Raw genomic sequence first — 15,024 nt, 5'->3', positions numbered from 1 at the left:
ATACTTAATAATACACCTATGATATCAAGATATTAACAGTATATCTGCACTCTAAAAGGAGATTTATATCGTATGACAGTAAAAACAGAAAATAACAATGAAGTATTCTCTATTAGAACCATCATAGGCCCCTTATTAGCTGTCATTGTTGGTATGATGATGGTAATTCTTGATAGTACGGCGATGAATGTTGCCTTGCCTGGCATAGTGACAGATTTTAAATCTGATGTTTCGACCATGCAATGGTCCTTAACAGGTTATACGCTCGCTTTATCAGCTGTCATTCCTTTAGCCGGTTGGATGACGGACCGATTTGGAGCAAAAAAGATATTTTTAATTACAATTACCTTTTTTACAATTGGATCCGTTCTCTGCTCTGTTGCACAAACTCCTGAACAGCTTATCCTCTATCGTGTTATTCAAGGACTTGGGGGAGGAATGGTAGCACCAATAGGAATGACTATTATTTTCCAACTCGCTCCTTCGGATAAAATTGGGTCTGTAATGGGGGCACTTGGGGTTCCGATGCTTTTAGCACCTGCTTTAGGACCTGTTCTAGCAGGATATCTAGTTGAATACGTTACTTGGCATTGGATTTTCCTTATTAATTTACCAATCGGGATTATTGCAATTTTGGTTGGATTGAAATTTTTACCGAATGTTGAACGAAAGACCGCTGCATCCCTTGATTATTTAGGGATTCTATTAGCGCCTATCGCATTCGCTATGCTAGCCTATGGAGTGAGTGAAGGTGGCAAAAGCTGGACTTCAATAGAAACTCTTACTGGATTAATTGTAGGTGGAGTTGCTCTCATTCTATTCATAATTGTTGAACTTCGTCAAAAGCAGCCTTTACTAGAGCTGAGAGTTTTTGGATCATCTGACTTTAGAAAAGGAATTGTGATTTCATGGATTTCTCAAATCGCATTATTTGGGGTTATGGTTATTGTCCCGTTATTTTTACAAACAGTAAGAGGTTACGGTGCATTAGCTACTGGTTTAATTCTTCTCCCACAAGCTCTTTCATCGGGTGTTATGATGCCAATTGGAGGGCGTTTATATGATAAAATAGGTGCTCGTCCTTTAGCTATAACTGGCTTGTCTATTATTACCGCAGCGCTAGTTATGCTTTCCCGAATTTCTATGGACACAACTACAGGATTTATCATTACATGTTTAGTGATGATTGGAGCAGGTATGGGACTATCCATGATGGCAATTAATACCCATGTTCTTCAATCTGCTCCCAAACATCTTGTAAGTCGCGTCACACCATTAACAACAGCGGCCCAACAAGTAATGGTTTCATTTGCAGTAGCAGGTATGACTGGGTTTCTAACGTCAAAAATTACTACTCATATGACAACAATAGCTGACCCAATGGAAGCTACCTTTTCTGCCTATGGTGACACATTCCTTCTAGCTGCTGGGATTGCATTAGCAGGTGTGCTTTTAGGAACAATCCTTGGTAGACCAAAACAACAGTCGGAACATGCTGAAGATGATGAAACAAAAGAAGCTAATGCAAAAATGAGAATAGGACATTAGATAAGACAATAAACTATATTTTACCCCCATCCAAAACAGGATGTGGGGTATGCGCTTTGGAAATATTTACGTTTTATCAACGTCATCAACTGCTCTAACAGATGAATTGATCTTCTGCTCCGTTAGTCATCCCTGTAAAATTTGACCACTATCTGTATTTAGTAATCATGCCAATCCATTTTATAAAATCTTGTGTGTCCCCCTTGAAATTGATGCTCATTTTACCAAACAGTTAGAGAAACATCATTGATACATTGTTTAAATTTTTTGTTTGGTTATCCACCATTCGGTCTCCGAACAGATTCTCTAAAATTTTGAAGTATGTAATCAATAATTTTTTTCGTGATAAAAGCAGAATCTATACAAACTTGATATTAACACTTACATCGATATCCAATAATTAGGTAAATCATGTAGGGAGTAGAAACGCGGAGTTGTAGTGAATTCGCGTTTCTTTGTAATTCCCTTTTATCTTTTCTGGTTAATGTAATCTTTTTGAGCTCCTTCATAGCTTCCGATAACATTTTGATAGCCAGGTAATTGGCTTGCAAGTAAAGCACCAAAACCTTCGATGTCGTTTCGCCAATCTCTTTGCAATTCACTGGCAATACTAAACCAGTTCATCAGTTGTACGCCACTATGGGCCATACGCATTAATGCCGCATCTGCAACTTGTTTACTGAAAGTTCCTGACGCATCCGTTACGACAAATACTTCATAGCCTGCGTTAAGCGCTGATAATGCAGGAAAAGCAACACAAACATCTGTTACAACACCCGCAATAATCAATTGCTTTTTCCCAGTCATTTTAACTGCATTGACAAAATCCTCATTATCCCAGGCGTTGATCTGTCCAGGGCGTGGAATCTTAGGCGCATCTGGAAACAACTCAACAAGCCCTTGCATCAGTGGTCCATTTGGTCCGTTTTCAAAACTTGTGGTCAAGATGACAGGTAAATTAAAAAACTTCGCGGTATGTGCAAGTGCGAGGACGTTGTTTTTAAATTCATCTACCCCATAGTCACGTACTAAACCAGAAATTAATCCTGTCTGATGATCGACTAAAAGTAAGGCTGCATTATCTTTTGATAAACGTGTATACAAGTCAGCCATTCTGTTGCTTTCCTCCTTTATTTTAACTTGCAAAAGGCTAGTAGAACCCTGATTTGCAGACTTAATATGGTCAATTGTATAGACACGTATTCATATATTTCTCAACTATTAGTATGTATATTTTATTGGAGACGTAAGCAATTTACTTTAGAAATGATGTTGCTTTCTTCTGAAAACAATAAAATAAGGCATAGGAAGGGATTCCGTTGCCTTATTTTTTATTTGCTATGTTTTTTAATTAAATCTACGAATGCATCAATGAAGGTTTGTAAAAATTTAACCGTTCTTTCATCTTTCACATTACCGTTTTCATCTAGTAAATCAGCCACATTTCCAATATAAGCTTCAGGTTGTTGTAGTATTGGCATATTTAAGAATACTAAAGGTTGACGTAAATGATGATTAGCACCAAATCCACTCAATCTACCAGGTGATTGGCTGATAATTGCTGCTGGTTTGCCATCCCATACATTTGCTCCATAAGGACGAGAACCCACATCCAATGCATTCTTTATTACTGCAGGTATAGAACGGTTATATTCAGGAGTTACGAATAAAACAGCCCCAATTTCCTTCATCTTGTTACGGAAAGCCGTATATTCTGAAGGTGCATTGTCTTCATCATCAAAATCCTGATTATAAAAAGGTAAATTTCCTATTTCGACAAATTCTGTTTTATATCCTTCAGGGAATAAAGATGCAACATGTATTGCAAGTTTTTTTGAAAAAGATTCTTTCCGAAGACTACCAACCAAAATACCAACTTTTATCATTAAAGTTCTACCTCCCTATTTACGTTTTTTGCGAGTCATGGACATAGATATTTTCTTTGTCTCTCCAAATTAGTTTTCCAGAAAACTAAAATCAAAAGTAATAGTTATTCTCTCCGTTCTTTCATTTCTAAAAACATTGTATCTACTTGTCGCCATGCGGTTTATGCAATGGTCATTACACTTCCGTATTTTTATTATGGAACGGAACAAAATTATTTAAACCACTTATATAAATACCATAAAAAAAGAAGTACATGTTGTCTCCTCTACCCTTTCCCTCTAAAATAAAACAAAAACCGTCATATTAAACTTTGCGAATCCAATTCAAGCCTTTGAGGAATATCTACAGCCACTAACATCGCCTAGAACCTTCTATTAATCAATAATTTCTTTTGTTTACTTCAGTAGGTATGATTGATTGTTAGTATTCATGGTCGTGACATCTAAATAACTAATTTTATTCAAAAATATGCCCTTTCCAAGAGTAAAGACGCTTTCCTTAATTTCAGAAAAGCGCCTGATTGTTGAATAAAATGATATTGTTCCTTAACCATTTTAATACCTATAATCTCCATACATTATTTATTAGATATCCATTCATATAGAATATCTGGTAAATTTTCTTCATTTTCGTGCCCTCTAGAAATGATTTTAAATCCGTTCTTTTCATAAAATCGTCGAGCGTTTTCATTTACTTCAAATGTATATAATGATAATCTCCCACTTGATTGTTCTTTTGCTTTATCTAGTAATGTTTGACCTATACCGAATCCTTGATAATCAATATGAATATAAAGTTGGCTTATTTCCCTTTCATTATAGGCAATCATACCAACTACATTGTCATCAATTAACGCTACATCTATTTGATACTGCTCAGGTAATATATGATTTAAAAAATATATATGATTTTCAAAGCTATGGGCTTCTTTCTGACCAATAGCCCTTTCCTTACTTTCTCGCCACATTCTCACTGTCTGTTCAGCATATTTTGGATTATACTGAGTTATTATTAATTTGTGCGGGTTCACCACATTACCTCCTTAAGGGTTTTCACTATTGCGCCCGTTTCTGGAATAAGTATATATGATCACGGACATCACAATAGGTTTTTCTAAATTTGCTTTAGGCCAAGCTAAATATGAACCTCCGAAAAGAAGCCCTTTTGTTTATCAACTATAATTGATTTTTTATTGCTTCATTAACGGCCCAGCTTTGATGTTCATGGAATAATTTTCCTATTGCATCGATGGGTTCTATCCATTTAAGGAAATGTTCTTCTTCCGTTGCTTTATTTATTTGCATCCCTATATCGCATAAATAAAAATAACCTTCGCTTTAGATAATACCTATTTTCATTTGTGGAATAAAAATATCTTCTGGCACACCCTACATAATTACCCATTTCAATAGCCATCCCCATTTCTTCAAGGGCTTCTCTTTTTAAACATTCTTCATGAGTCTCATTATTTTCAATTCCGCCGCCTGGAAGAAAATACTTTCCATCAATTGTTTGAATAATCGCTAAATTTTCTTTATGACTATCGAACATTAAACAATAAACAGCTGGTCTCCTTATGTATGTTATATCTTCTTTCTTTTCACCGAATGTGATAATATCCATAATTTAATCTCCCCCTGCCATTATTCAATTTTAACATAAATACCCAATAGGCATGTATTAGTTATCTAATCATTAATGGCCCGATTGCGGTACAGCAACTCCCTACAGCCACTAAATAATTTCCATATACTATAAATGAGAAAAGACCAGGTACTCACTTTTAGATGAGCGCCTGGTTATTTATCCCTTCTGGAACTTTTTCAAAATCAAAACATTTACACAATAGGATCTTTAAAGAAACTATTTGGATCCAGTCTTACTTTTTCCTGATTATAGTATCCCCAAGTGCAATTCCAACAAAAACAACCAAAACTGTTAGAATTAATAGGGCTCTAAAAATAATATATGCAATTTGATCGAACATCGTCTCACCTTCTTTTCTTCATTTTTCCTACAATTATATTTTGAAATTATCCAACTTCTAATGAAGATTTAATCAATAAATGCCCAAAATCATTTGTGCTTTTTAGAACATAGTTTACGTCTTTAAAAAGGATATATGCAACCTCACTTTTAATATTTATGGACCTTCAAAATATGATACGAATAAGGAGTAAAGACTTTAATTGTAGGATTGGTATTTAATAAAAAAATTAGGCTTCCTTGATATATCTATGATTGTTATGTACCCACTTTGTTTGATCTTAATCATATTAAATGTCGTAGTGTAGGTTGTGCGGCTCAATTTGAATTGAAATTGTGCCTAATCAAACAGGAGGGTTATATAGCGTTTACGGGCGAACAGCTTCAGGTGTAATCATTGATGCCTAACAATTTGTAAACTCAGAGTTAACACCGATTCTTTAATTATCTAAACAGATTTTAACTGTTAAAATCAATGAAGGCTTATATTCAGTTTTAAGGCTATGAGATAATGACATAACTAGCTTCAAACAATAGGAAAGTGAAAATGAGAGTACTCCATTCAGCATTTAAAAATAATAGACAAAGTCGAAAAAATCGACTTTGTCTATAGTCTGAAGAATCCCCACAATGAATATACATTTTTAATTTAATTCTAAATCTTTGTTAACTGAACGTTCTTGTTATTAAACTTAGGCCTCTTCCATTAGTGAAAAAGCATTCCTTCACCAACAAAAAATGAACCTTATTTTAATAATTATTTTTCTTTTACATAAAAGAAACCGGTTCAATTCTCTTGGATGTTCGACTTCCATAATAAGTCGGTTGGTTAGGGGTTAGGACAATCTCCAATAACAATCATACCTTTACATTTACTTATTGAAATCCACCGGCTTCAAATGCCTATCATTTATATGTTGATTTACCAGTGTTTCAAAACGTGGACATCTTTTCTAATTGCCGCAATCGTAAATGCATTTGTATTCTCATTTATTTTGGAACCATTATTTTTGTGGTTACATATATATGAACCCTATCATTGGAAATACACTTATTCTTTCATTGCCCCCTTCCTAACGTTTCAAAAAGCACAGTATAGAGCGGTTTCAGGAATGTTGACTAAGAAAAATCACCCCTAATATGAAAGCAGTGCATTTCCGACATTTTTAAATTAAATGGAAAGTCGACTAAATTAGAAATATTAACCACCAACTTATGTAGATCATTGCGAAGCTGTGAATTGATACATTGATATATATACCGCAAATAAAAATAGCCAGATTAGTAACCAACCGTAAACTTTTCTCTCGCTATGAAATGCTTCAATTCCTTTAGTTAACATGAATAAACCTGAAAAGAATACCATTAAAAAAATTAGATTATAATTATGTGTTATAAGTAGGTAAGACGAAAGTAAGACTGTTATGATGGCACAAACAATTTGTAAAACTTTCAGCATACTATTCACCCTTCTTCAAATATCATACAACAAAAAAGACAACTAGGAAATAATTGTAAATACTTAATTCTATGTTTCGGCGGTGTATGTCCTGCCACGAACACGGTTATGCAAAATGTGGTATATTTTAACATGCAAGAAATTCTAGGAATCTAGGTTAGATTCACTCTTTGCTTTAAATAATTTAATCATGAGGTATAAAAAATGGAAATAAATACGTTAGAAAAACTAAATGGAAGGCGTGATGTTTTTGAATTTATGCGAGGTGATTTTAAAAACGAACATTGGCATAAATCTTCTATCTTTTTAACAACAGAAGCCTTTGATGTTTTGCATTTATACATAGAAGAAGTTTTACCGGATTTTAATTACTTTGGTCCAAACAAAGTTAATCGAGAACAATGGAATCAAATCGCTTTCAATGCAATTTCATTAAATAATTCAGTGGATATCGCTTTTCTCCGTTTTTTTAATAGCATAGATTATTGGGTAAAAGAAAATTTCGAGGAACACATTTGTTTCTCAATTTGTGGTCCATAACAATTTCCTTCTACTTTTTAATATTATCACAAAATATTCCAGCGCCTTATCATTTGTCGTAGATACTTCTTAATTATCTTGTCTAATCACGTAGACTTGTCGATAAACGCTTTTCTAATGATTCAATTGCAAGTTTAAGCGCAGTTAAACGTCGGTCATTTAATGTTTTTTGAGAACTACCTTCTTTTGCTTTTGCGATCTGCTTTTCGATAGATGGCATGATACCTTCTAGAATTTTCTTAGAAATCAATATGGTTTCTTCATCAGATGAAAAGTTCTCTCCATTCCAAATATTTTTGAGGCTTTCTAAACCCATTTTCACAGCGTTTAGCCTCTTTTTAACAAGAGTTGTGTTAACCCCTTTTTCTGTCATACGTTGATAAGCAGTTGCAAGTTTATTACACGTCGACTCCAGAGATTCAATAGATTGATTTTGGATTTCTTGGCTGATAGCCTTCATATTGGAACCTCGCTTTCCTTTGACAAATTTACTGTATAATGCGTTATTACAAACGAATAGTTGATTATATCAAGAATGAAGACAGGCTTCAACTGTCCCTTATTCAAAAAACAGGCCTCATTCGAGAACCTGTTGGTTGTTCCTTATATAATTAATCAATAATTTTTCCACCTGTGTTTTCAACGCCTGATTTGCATAACGGAGGACGACATCATTACCCGCAGTTGCAACTTGCACATCACTAAAATATTCATCCACACGATGCCAGCCAACCACTCGTATACGCTGCTGTGCAAGCTGTCTTTTGAGGTCAAAATACTCTTGGCGTAAATCCTTTAATAACGCATCCATCAATGGAAGAAAGACAACTTTCATTTTAAACTGTTCTGCTTTTTGATAATCAATCTGCAATGATTTTACCGCTAGTTCTATTAATAAGTACTGGTGTAACAGCTGGCGTTGTTCAGGTTTAATCATAATAATCAGCTTCTAGTCGAGCTGACTGTATACTTTGAATGGGGATTGTTTTCGTTTTAAGTAATGTTTCGAGTATGAGTTCTGTAGTAGTAATCGCTTTAATAATTCCTGTCCATTGTGTTGTTTTACCTGCCGTCCACACGTCTAGCTTGACATCTAGCTGCTGACGATAAGCGTGATCCATTGTTTGTTGTAATTCTTCTAGTTCCCATTCAGCTAATTCTCTCGGCTTATCAGTAACATCTTGTTTGTATTCTTTGAGAAAATCTAAATGCTCTGGCATCATCATGGCTGCCCATTTTATCGTTCCTCTGTCCTTTATCATTCAATCACTCCTATGCTAAATGCCCACCAACTAAGCGATCACGGCTGATAGCAGTACCAGCGCTTGTAAATGATACCGCTCGTAATAATGCTGTCGCCCCAAATTTATTACGTATTGCATCCATTGTTGGTCCAATCAATTGCCGCTGTGGTTTTCGCTCGTCAAATAAATCTAATTGGATACTATGCTCTCGCTCTAAGTTGGATATCCGGACAGAAAGCTGTCGAGCTGGCTCCCCTGCAAAATGCTCATCGAGTAATTCAATACAGACTTTATACATTTCAAGTGTTTCATTTGTTGGAACAGCAATCGTTCTTGAACGGTGGAATCCTTTCGTCATCGCATTACGACTGTACGATAAACCTAAGCTGATGGTGCGGCCAACAAAACCGGCATCTCTTGCACGTTTCATAACATCCTCGCACATTTCTAAGAGAACGACTGATATTTCTTTTCGTGTGTGATAATCTCTCATCAACATTTGCCCCTTACCGAAGCTTAAAGCTCCGTTTGTAATTAATGGCTCACCCAGTTTAGATAAATCAATTCCCCAGGCGTGATGATATAATTGGTTGCCCATAATGCCAAAGCGTTTTTCTAATTCATCTAAATCAGCATTAGCTAATCCACCTACTGTTTGAATGCCCATCTTATTTAGGTTGGCTTCCATTTGCTTACCTATGCCCCACATTTCTGATAAAGGTCGTACAGGCCATAATTTTGTTGGCACATCATCATAAGTCCACTTAGCAAAGCCTGTTTTCTTTGCCTCGATGTCCAAAGCCAATTTAGCCATCAGCATATTGGGCCCCATCCCTATAGCGCTTGGCACATTAAATTGATCAAGAATTGCTCTTTGAATTTCTTTCGCTGTTTCCTCAGGAGATCCCCATAATTTTTCTGTGCCAGTTAAGTCCACAAAGCTTTCGTCCACACTATAAACATGTATGGCGTCCACTGGTACATAGTTAGCGATTAGCTTTGTAATAGTCATCGACATCTGGATGAAAAAACTCATTTTTGGTTCAAACAATTTTATATCTGGATGTTGAGGGATTTCATAACGTCTATTACCTGTCTTTATTTTAAATCGCTCTTTCATTGCTGGGGATGCTGCTAACACAACACTGCCTGGTTGATTAAAATTACCCACGACTGCAATTGGGTCATTTAAAATATCTAACCCTTCTAACATGGCAATACAGCTTGCATAAAAACTCTTCATATCGATGCATATAATAGGTCGATTCGGCATACCCTCATAGTTCATACAACCTCACGCCCCTTACTTACTATAGGAATAACTGCTAGAACATTGCTGATTAAAAAAGTACGCTTTGCCTGCCTTGTAAAACAAAATGCTTGGAATGAATCGCCAACGATTTTAATAACCTTTACTCGCCTTTTTGTTACAGACCCATTTTTAGATACATACATCATGTTTACCAATTGGTTACGTTGCATAGCCTTAATCAGTTGTTCCCTCATCAAAGTTTCCTCCTAATACGTGAAATGTTCCTATTTGTTATTTTATACAGGAACACTTGTTTGTATACATAATAGAACAAATGTTTGTATTTTGACAAGATAAAAATTATGGAAATAAAAAAGGCTACCTTAATTTGATAGCCATTCACATTCTTATTGAAATTGATACATGTATTCTTTTCATCCTGTGGGTAATCACTCATTTGATGACATTGTCTGATTACGTTTGATTAAAAAACATATGGCACTATTACTTCCCAACTCTAGCACCTTTAACAACATTTCTACATACAATTTGAAATAACTTAAATGAAAAAAGTCTAGGCTCAAATTGAATACCTAGACTTTTTTGGAAAGAATAGATGATCATATAAATTCTAAACAAAACTTTATTAAATAATAATATGAATAAACTAGGGGTAAAGAAACCCTTCATCCGTTTAAACTGCGCAGAGCGATTTTTTATTTATATTAGTAGCCGTATGGACGGTAGTATGGTTGGCGATAGTATGGTGGATAGAACGGAAAGAATGGATAGAATGGGTAGAATGGATAATATGGGTATTGATAACGTGGACGTCTTCTTCTACGACGTCTCCCATAACTGTCATAATCATATTCATAGTCATCATCATATCTATCTCTGTCATATTGATCATAATAATCGCGCATAATGTTTCCTCCTCTCGATATCGGTATAGGTTATGCTAAATTAGGCTTGAGGGCTATGCATTTGCCTATATTTAACATTATTCATGGTGATTGGCATTTAATTCGTTATTCAATTCCTTATTCCAAGCTCCCAAACAAAGAGCATTCGTTCGCTTTTTTTATCCAGTAAACATCCTAAACTTAATTACAAACCATTTAAAATTTATATGAAATATATCCCACCAAAAAAGCCTTCATCCTAAGATGAAAGCTTCCCATGGTTAGTTATTCGGTGCATGCAAGCCAAGCGCTTCTTAAAACGCTTGGATAGTAGGGCTTTTTGTTACAGTAGTTTTTTTATGTATAAGTAACCCTAAATTGCACAAATTAATATCGAGTGTATCGCACGCACTTGCTGTGGCGCTAGTTGACCGTCACGGCCTCCCCATTTATTACTTTGGGTCACTTCCAACTCAAGTGACCCTTTTTTATTGTTTCAATATATTTACTCCCAACGAACAGGAAGTAAGTCGTTTATAGTAAGGACAGTATTGTCTTTTACCATTACCTCACATTTATAGTTATCGTCATGAATTTGACAAATGAACTCTCTACATCTTCCGCATGGAGGTATTATTGTTCCATCCTGATAAACTGCAATAACTTTTTTTACTCTACTTTCTCCATCAGTAATCATAGCAGCAATTGCTGCATGTTCTGCACAAAATCCCATGGAGCAAGGAGTATCTATACATACCCCTTTATAGACCTTACCGTTGTCACTTAAAATGGCTACAGCAACCGAACCTGCATAAGAATTTTTTGAAATTTGCTTTGGGTTTAAGACACTTTTTGCAATATTATATAGTTCTTCAAATTTCATAACTTCGACCCCTTTTAATCATATTGTTTAGTAAATTGCTGTAGTGTCTGTAAATGCTGCAGCTTTTTTATGTTATCCTTTATATTCCAACCCAATGAGTTATTACAAAAATCGATAAATTGGTGTGTAAAGCATTGAGGTAGTGACTCTTTTGCAACGTAATGGTAGGATAATTTATGAATTTTTTAAACAATATTTTAATCATTCTTTTTCTATTCTAAAGGCAATAAACTATAAAACCCAATGTAGCTGAGCATATAAATAGTAGTGTTAAGCTAAATTAGTTTAACAGGGACCTCCTGAATTGTTACTTAGGGTCACTACTATCCCAGGTGACCCTTCTTAAATTAAACATTATGGAAAAACACTCTATTTTGAAGAAACATTCAAATAGAGTGTTTTTAGCTTGGATAATCTGCTGCATCATGTCTATTATGTATAGCCACTCAATTAACGAAAGATTACTCCATTTTATCCACTTATTAGTCTCACTCAAGTCGTTGTTAATTTAGCATAGATGATAAAAAACAGCGTCATTTCTCCCATAATTACAACGTTTGGCACTTCTACAACCAAATTAATAATAAAGAAGGAAGCTAAGATCCCTATAAATAATACTAAATGATAAAGTTTTAAACGATCTTGACTAAACCTGTATTGATGAAAAACAATAGTAGTTGTCATGAAGTATAGGCATACGGAACCGAAAATAAAATATAAATCAAATGAATAATGAACCTCATTTAGATACAATAGTTTAATGGAAGCAGCAATCATGCTCAAAGACATTAATATGAATAGATGCCCATAAATAATGGTTTGGCCTGATGTTTTGATCGATTTGTCAACTTTCTTTTCAACATTTTCAAAATACTGCCACCACATTGAAACTATAAGAATAAACGATATGAGGGAAAATAAAATAGCATCCCAATCCCCTTTTTGAGGCTGCAGCACATAAAGGGTGCTAACGACTGATTCTCCGAAAAGAATGAGTGTTAATGAAGCAAAGCGTTCTAATAAATGAGACGTATTAGACGGAGCTTTCACCAAATATTTACGCCCCAAAAAAGGCACCAGGATATCAACTAAAATCCCTGTATACAAAATGCTATAACGAATCCATGAATCAAACAATATAGAAAAACAAGAGATGATGATGCCAATCCAAAAACGTGTACCAAAAAATTGCGCTACCTTTTTCCTATCGCCCTCTTCAAAACGTTGAACAACCAAATATTGGATAGCTGTTAGAGCTCTTAACCCAATATAGCCAAAAAGAAACGACAGATAATATTCATCAAAGTTAACCGATAAGCTGGCTGTCATAATAAGGACAAATAGCATCTGAAAAATTGTAAAAATACGCTGATATAAAAAATCTTGTCCAAAACGATTAATAAACAATGTTTGTCCTACCCAAGACCACCAGATAGGGATAAATATTAAAACAAACTTCAAAAAGTATTCCGGGCGAATTTCCCCCTTTTCAACATGAAGTAATACATTTGTGGCAGTCGAAACAGCCGCTACAAATATCAAGTCATAAAAAAGTTCTAACCAGGTTATTTTCTTTTCTTCCATTATCACCATACTCCTTCAAATTTTGAAACATCACTTATTCTCTTAACTGCTTAGAAGGTTATGGTTTGAACCTATAAATACAACTTGTAAGCACACTACCTTTTTAATTCACTATGACCATCTGCTGAAGCTTGCAATGCCGAGGAAAGTCCTCGTCTAATAAAGTTTGCAGAAACAGGCGCTCTCCCTATTTCCCTTGCCCATATCGATAATTGGCCTATATGATGAATTTCATGTGCTATAGTATGGCGAACGATTTCACCCCATGTATGTGTTTCAATTCTTCCGTCTTCTAATGTGTTATGAAGTAAACGCTCTTCCATACTGTCATCCCATTGGTTTACAAAGCTTTCAACCTCTGCATGAAATGCCGATGCCAATTGACGAACCTTTTCCAAGCTATTATAGTCGTCAAAGCTCTCCTGAAAATCGGTCTTACCTTGTAAAATACGGATCCAACTCCATTCGACATCAATTATATGGAAAAGTGTATGTAATATACTACCCATTCCCCCAGTTCTGTTTTGCAGGAGTTCCTCTTCGCTCAACTCTTCACACCAACGAAACCAGTCTTCTCTTACCATCCAATTATATTTGAAAAATAATTGCAAAAAAACCCCTCCTAGTTGAAAAATAAAATACTAGCAAGTTATTATTTCGTCAAATGAGGGTAGGATTCCTTTTTCTCTCACATATGCTCTTACTCTTTCTGATCTCCCACGCCTGTTTAATTTAAAATCCAATTAGACCTTCCACAACTACATTTCGTTACCACAAAGTCCAATGGTAATCCCCTCATTTACATATAATTAAAAAGGGATATCTGGCAGCAAAAAACTACCGCACGCGCTGCTTGTTATCCCCCTTCATCGAAATTGATAGATTTATTCACTTTCAAAAGCTAGTACAGACATTTTAAAATTTGATATTATGATTAGCATTACTCGTATTTAGTATGTAATCCATGCACTGAATCATATCGTTAATACGTTGTTTTTTGGAGTTGTAATAACGGATGTTTGAACCTTCTCGAATACTTATGGCATCTTTAATAATATTGTGCCATCTTTCAGGTAATTTTTTTAAAGCATATTTACTTGCCTCAACTTTTGAAACAATTTCACGTTCTTGCAATGTATAAAATTGTCTTAGCATCCCTGTAATTGACCATTCAACTTCTAAATCAATTAATTTATTAGGTAACAGAATTGACATAGATTGATATTTTTTTCTAGCTTTCAATCTATTTGCCCAATAGGTGTTCATATTTTTTAATATGTAGTCATTTAGAATTTTGTCATTTACATTGAAGTCGTATGTATCTATACTTGTGCCTAAAATTGTTATTCCTTTATTTTTCAGAATCCACCAAGTAATGGGGTTAACCCCTTCATTACTCCATTTAATTTTACCGTCATTTACGTATAAACAATTTTTTATCTCCGACTCGTCTTTTCCAACATCCTCAACTAATAAATAACATCCATCCATCACTGTTCCCTTATATTTTTGATTCAAAGCTTTATGCAGATTAGCTATTTCTTTCACATCTAATTCAGTTAAAGGTCTGTTTATCACTGCGATAAAATCAATATCACTAGAACCTTCGCTATACGCGTTAAGAGCAATTGAACCATGTAAATATAACCCTTCCAGTGTATTTGGAATTTGTTTATTCAATCGTGTAAGATATTCATTTAATATAGTTTGAACCAACATAGACACATTTGAGTTCA

General features: G+C 34.8%; 17 protein-coding genes and 1 pseudogene. 3 read left to right on the top strand and 15 right to left on the bottom strand.

Annotated elements, in window-relative coordinates; translation table 11 throughout:
- The first annotated feature begins 72 nt into the window (after nt 1-72).
- Nucleotides 73-1,548 carry an MDR family MFS transporter gene (locus ABC382_RS02680; protein ID WP_322610674.1) on the top strand — a complete coding sequence of 492 codons (1,476 nt, stop codon included), beginning with the start codon at nt 73-75 and terminating at the stop codon, nt 1,546-1,548.
- Nucleotides 1,549-2,016: 468 nt separating this feature from the next.
- On the opposite strand, the gene ycaC is transcribed toward ABC382_RS02680, so the two are convergent.
- The 4 genes from ycaC to ABC382_RS02660 all read right to left on the bottom strand — a co-directional run bounded on the left by ycaC (nt 2,017) and on the right by ABC382_RS02660 (nt 5,058).
- Nucleotides 2,017-2,661: an isochorismate family cysteine hydrolase YcaC gene (gene ycaC / locus ABC382_RS02675; protein ID WP_312506421.1), complete on the bottom strand. Its 645-nt coding sequence runs from the start codon at nt 2,659-2,661 to the stop codon at nt 2,017-2,019.
- A 218-nt stretch (nt 2,662-2,879) separates the two neighbouring features.
- Nucleotides 2,880-3,434 (bottom strand): NADPH-dependent FMN reductase, encoded by a 555-nt coding sequence (locus tag ABC382_RS02670; RefSeq protein WP_274793316.1) that lies wholly within the window; start codon nt 3,432-3,434, stop codon nt 2,880-2,882.
- Nucleotides 3,435-4,012: 578 nt separating this feature from the next.
- Nucleotides 4,013-4,465 carry a GNAT family N-acetyltransferase gene (locus tag ABC382_RS02665; RefSeq protein WP_312506423.1) on the bottom strand — a complete coding sequence of 151 codons (453 nt, stop codon included), beginning with the start codon at nt 4,463-4,465 and terminating at the stop codon, nt 4,013-4,015.
- Between the two features lie 260 nt (nt 4,466-4,725).
- Nucleotides 4,726-5,058, bottom strand: coding sequence for an NUDIX domain-containing protein (locus ABC382_RS02660; protein WP_322610673.1), 333 nt, complete (start codon nt 5,056-5,058; stop codon nt 4,726-4,728).
- 690 nt (nt 5,059-5,748) lie between these two features.
- Here ABC382_RS02660 and ABC382_RS02655 point away from each other — a divergent pair.
- Nucleotides 5,749-5,829, top strand: a pseudogene (locus tag ABC382_RS02655) (ATPase); the annotation flags it as partial.
- An 814-nt stretch (nt 5,830-6,643) separates the two neighbouring features.
- Here ABC382_RS02655 and ABC382_RS02650 read toward each other — a convergent pair.
- Nucleotides 6,644-6,787: a DUF3953 domain-containing protein gene (locus ABC382_RS02650; protein ID WP_274797337.1), complete on the bottom strand. Its 144-nt coding sequence runs from the start codon at nt 6,785-6,787 to the stop codon at nt 6,644-6,646.
- 297 nt (nt 6,788-7,084) lie between these two features.
- Here ABC382_RS02650 and ABC382_RS02645 point away from each other — a divergent pair, with 297 nt between their 5' ends.
- Complete coding sequence (locus ABC382_RS02645; RefSeq protein WP_322610672.1) at nt 7,085-7,420, top strand: hypothetical protein; 336 nt, start codon at nt 7,085-7,087, stop codon at nt 7,418-7,420.
- Between the two features lie 82 nt (nt 7,421-7,502).
- Here ABC382_RS02645 and ABC382_RS02640 read toward each other — a convergent pair whose 3' ends face one another.
- From ABC382_RS02640 to ABC382_RS02595, 10 genes are all read right to left on the bottom strand, one after another.
- A complete protein-coding gene (locus tag ABC382_RS02640) occupies nt 7,503-7,880 on the bottom strand; it encodes a hypothetical protein (protein WP_322610671.1) in 378 nt (125 codons plus the stop codon).
- A 117-nt stretch (nt 7,881-7,997) separates the two neighbouring features.
- Entirely contained in the window at nt 7,998-8,357 is a 360-nt protein-coding gene (locus tag ABC382_RS02635) for a YhjD family protein (RefSeq protein WP_322610670.1), read from the bottom strand.
- Nucleotides 8,350-8,682: a YolD-like family protein gene (locus tag ABC382_RS02630; RefSeq protein WP_322610669.1), complete on the bottom strand. Its 333-nt coding sequence runs from the start codon at nt 8,680-8,682 to the stop codon at nt 8,350-8,352. The genes ABC382_RS02635 and ABC382_RS02630 overlap by 8 nt, the downstream gene beginning before the upstream one ends.
- Before the next feature lie 10 nt (nt 8,683-8,692).
- Nucleotides 8,693-9,952, bottom strand: coding sequence for a Y-family DNA polymerase (locus ABC382_RS02625; protein WP_312506429.1), 1,260 nt, complete (start codon nt 9,950-9,952; stop codon nt 8,693-8,695).
- Entirely contained in the window at nt 9,949-10,170 is a 222-nt protein-coding gene (locus ABC382_RS02620) for a transcriptional regulator (RefSeq protein WP_274793325.1), read from the bottom strand. Before ABC382_RS02620 ends, ABC382_RS02625 begins: the two co-directional genes overlap by 4 nt.
- Before the next feature lie 471 nt (nt 10,171-10,641).
- Nucleotides 10,642-10,842 carry a hypothetical protein gene (locus tag ABC382_RS02615; protein WP_274793326.1) on the bottom strand — a complete coding sequence of 67 codons (201 nt, stop codon included), beginning with the start codon at nt 10,840-10,842 and terminating at the stop codon, nt 10,642-10,644.
- Nucleotides 10,843-11,326: 484 nt separating this feature from the next.
- The gene (locus tag ABC382_RS02610) at nt 11,327-11,704 is read right to left on the bottom strand and encodes a cytidine deaminase family protein (RefSeq protein ID WP_322610668.1); all 378 of its coding nucleotides are present in this window, start codon (nt 11,702-11,704) and stop codon (nt 11,327-11,329) included.
- A gap of 492 nt (nt 11,705-12,196) precedes the next feature.
- The gene (locus ABC382_RS02605; protein WP_322606553.1) at nt 12,197-13,288 is read right to left on the bottom strand and encodes a low temperature requirement protein A; all 1,092 of its coding nucleotides are present in this window, start codon (nt 13,286-13,288) and stop codon (nt 12,197-12,199) included.
- A 95-nt stretch (nt 13,289-13,383) separates the two neighbouring features.
- Entirely contained in the window at nt 13,384-13,899 is a 516-nt protein-coding gene (locus ABC382_RS02600; RefSeq protein WP_274793329.1) for a DinB family protein, read from the bottom strand.
- Nucleotides 13,900-14,203: 304 nt separating this feature from the next.
- Nucleotides 14,204-14,968 (bottom strand): aminoglycoside adenylyltransferase domain-containing protein, encoded by a 765-nt coding sequence (locus ABC382_RS02595; protein WP_274793330.1) that lies wholly within the window; start codon nt 14,966-14,968, stop codon nt 14,204-14,206.
- Between the last annotated feature and the right edge of the window lie 56 nt (nt 14,969-15,024).

The sequence above is a fragment of the Lysinibacillus phoenicis genome, from assembly GCF_047238325.1.
Taxonomy (GTDB): Bacteria; Bacillota; Bacilli; order Bacillales_A; family Planococcaceae; genus Lysinibacillus; species Lysinibacillus irui.
The sequence above is the reverse complement of the archived record's forward strand: the minus strand, read 5'-3'. Positions and strand labels throughout refer to the sequence as shown.

Bases quoted from the DNA above. Each gene is read 5' to 3' on its own strand.
- ABC382_RS02680 (WP_322610674.1), top strand. From the start codon at position 73: ATGACAGTAAAAACAGAAAATAACAATGAAGTATTCTCTATTAGAACC.
- ycaC (WP_312506421.1), bottom strand. From the start codon at position 2,661: ATGGCTGACTTGTATACACGTTTATCAAAAGATAATGCAGCCTTACTT.
- ABC382_RS02670 (WP_274793316.1), bottom strand. From the start codon at position 3,434: ATGATAAAAGTTGGTATTTTGGTTGGTAGTCTTCGGAAAGAATCTTTT.
- ABC382_RS02660 (WP_322610673.1), bottom strand. From the start codon at position 5,058: ATGGATATTATCACATTCGGTGAAAAGAAAGAAGATATAACATACATA.
- ABC382_RS02650 (WP_274797337.1), bottom strand. From the start codon at position 6,787: ATGGTATTCTTTTCAGGTTTATTCATGTTAACTAAAGGAATTGAAGCA.
- ABC382_RS02645 (WP_322610672.1), top strand. From the start codon at position 7,085: ATGGAAATAAATACGTTAGAAAAACTAAATGGAAGGCGTGATGTTTTT.
- ABC382_RS02640 (WP_322610671.1), bottom strand. From the start codon at position 7,880: ATGAAGGCTATCAGCCAAGAAATCCAAAATCAATCTATTGAATCTCTG.
- ABC382_RS02635 (WP_322610670.1), bottom strand. From the start codon at position 8,357: ATGATTAAACCTGAACAACGCCAGCTGTTACACCAGTACTTATTAATA.
- ABC382_RS02630 (WP_322610669.1), bottom strand. From the start codon at position 8,682: ATGATAAAGGACAGAGGAACGATAAAATGGGCAGCCATGATGATGCCA.
- ABC382_RS02625 (WP_312506429.1), bottom strand. From the start codon at position 9,952: ATGAACTATGAGGGTATGCCGAATCGACCTATTATATGCATCGATATG.
- ABC382_RS02620 (WP_274793325.1), bottom strand. From the start codon at position 10,170: ATGAGGGAACAACTGATTAAGGCTATGCAACGTAACCAATTGGTAAAC.
- ABC382_RS02615 (WP_274793326.1), bottom strand. From the start codon at position 10,842: ATGCGCGATTATTATGATCAATATGACAGAGATAGATATGATGATGAC.
- ABC382_RS02610 (WP_322610668.1), bottom strand. From the start codon at position 11,704: ATGAAATTTGAAGAACTATATAATATTGCAAAAAGTGTCTTAAACCCA.
- ABC382_RS02605 (WP_322606553.1), bottom strand. From the start codon at position 13,288: ATGGAAGAAAAGAAAATAACCTGGTTAGAACTTTTTTATGACTTGATA.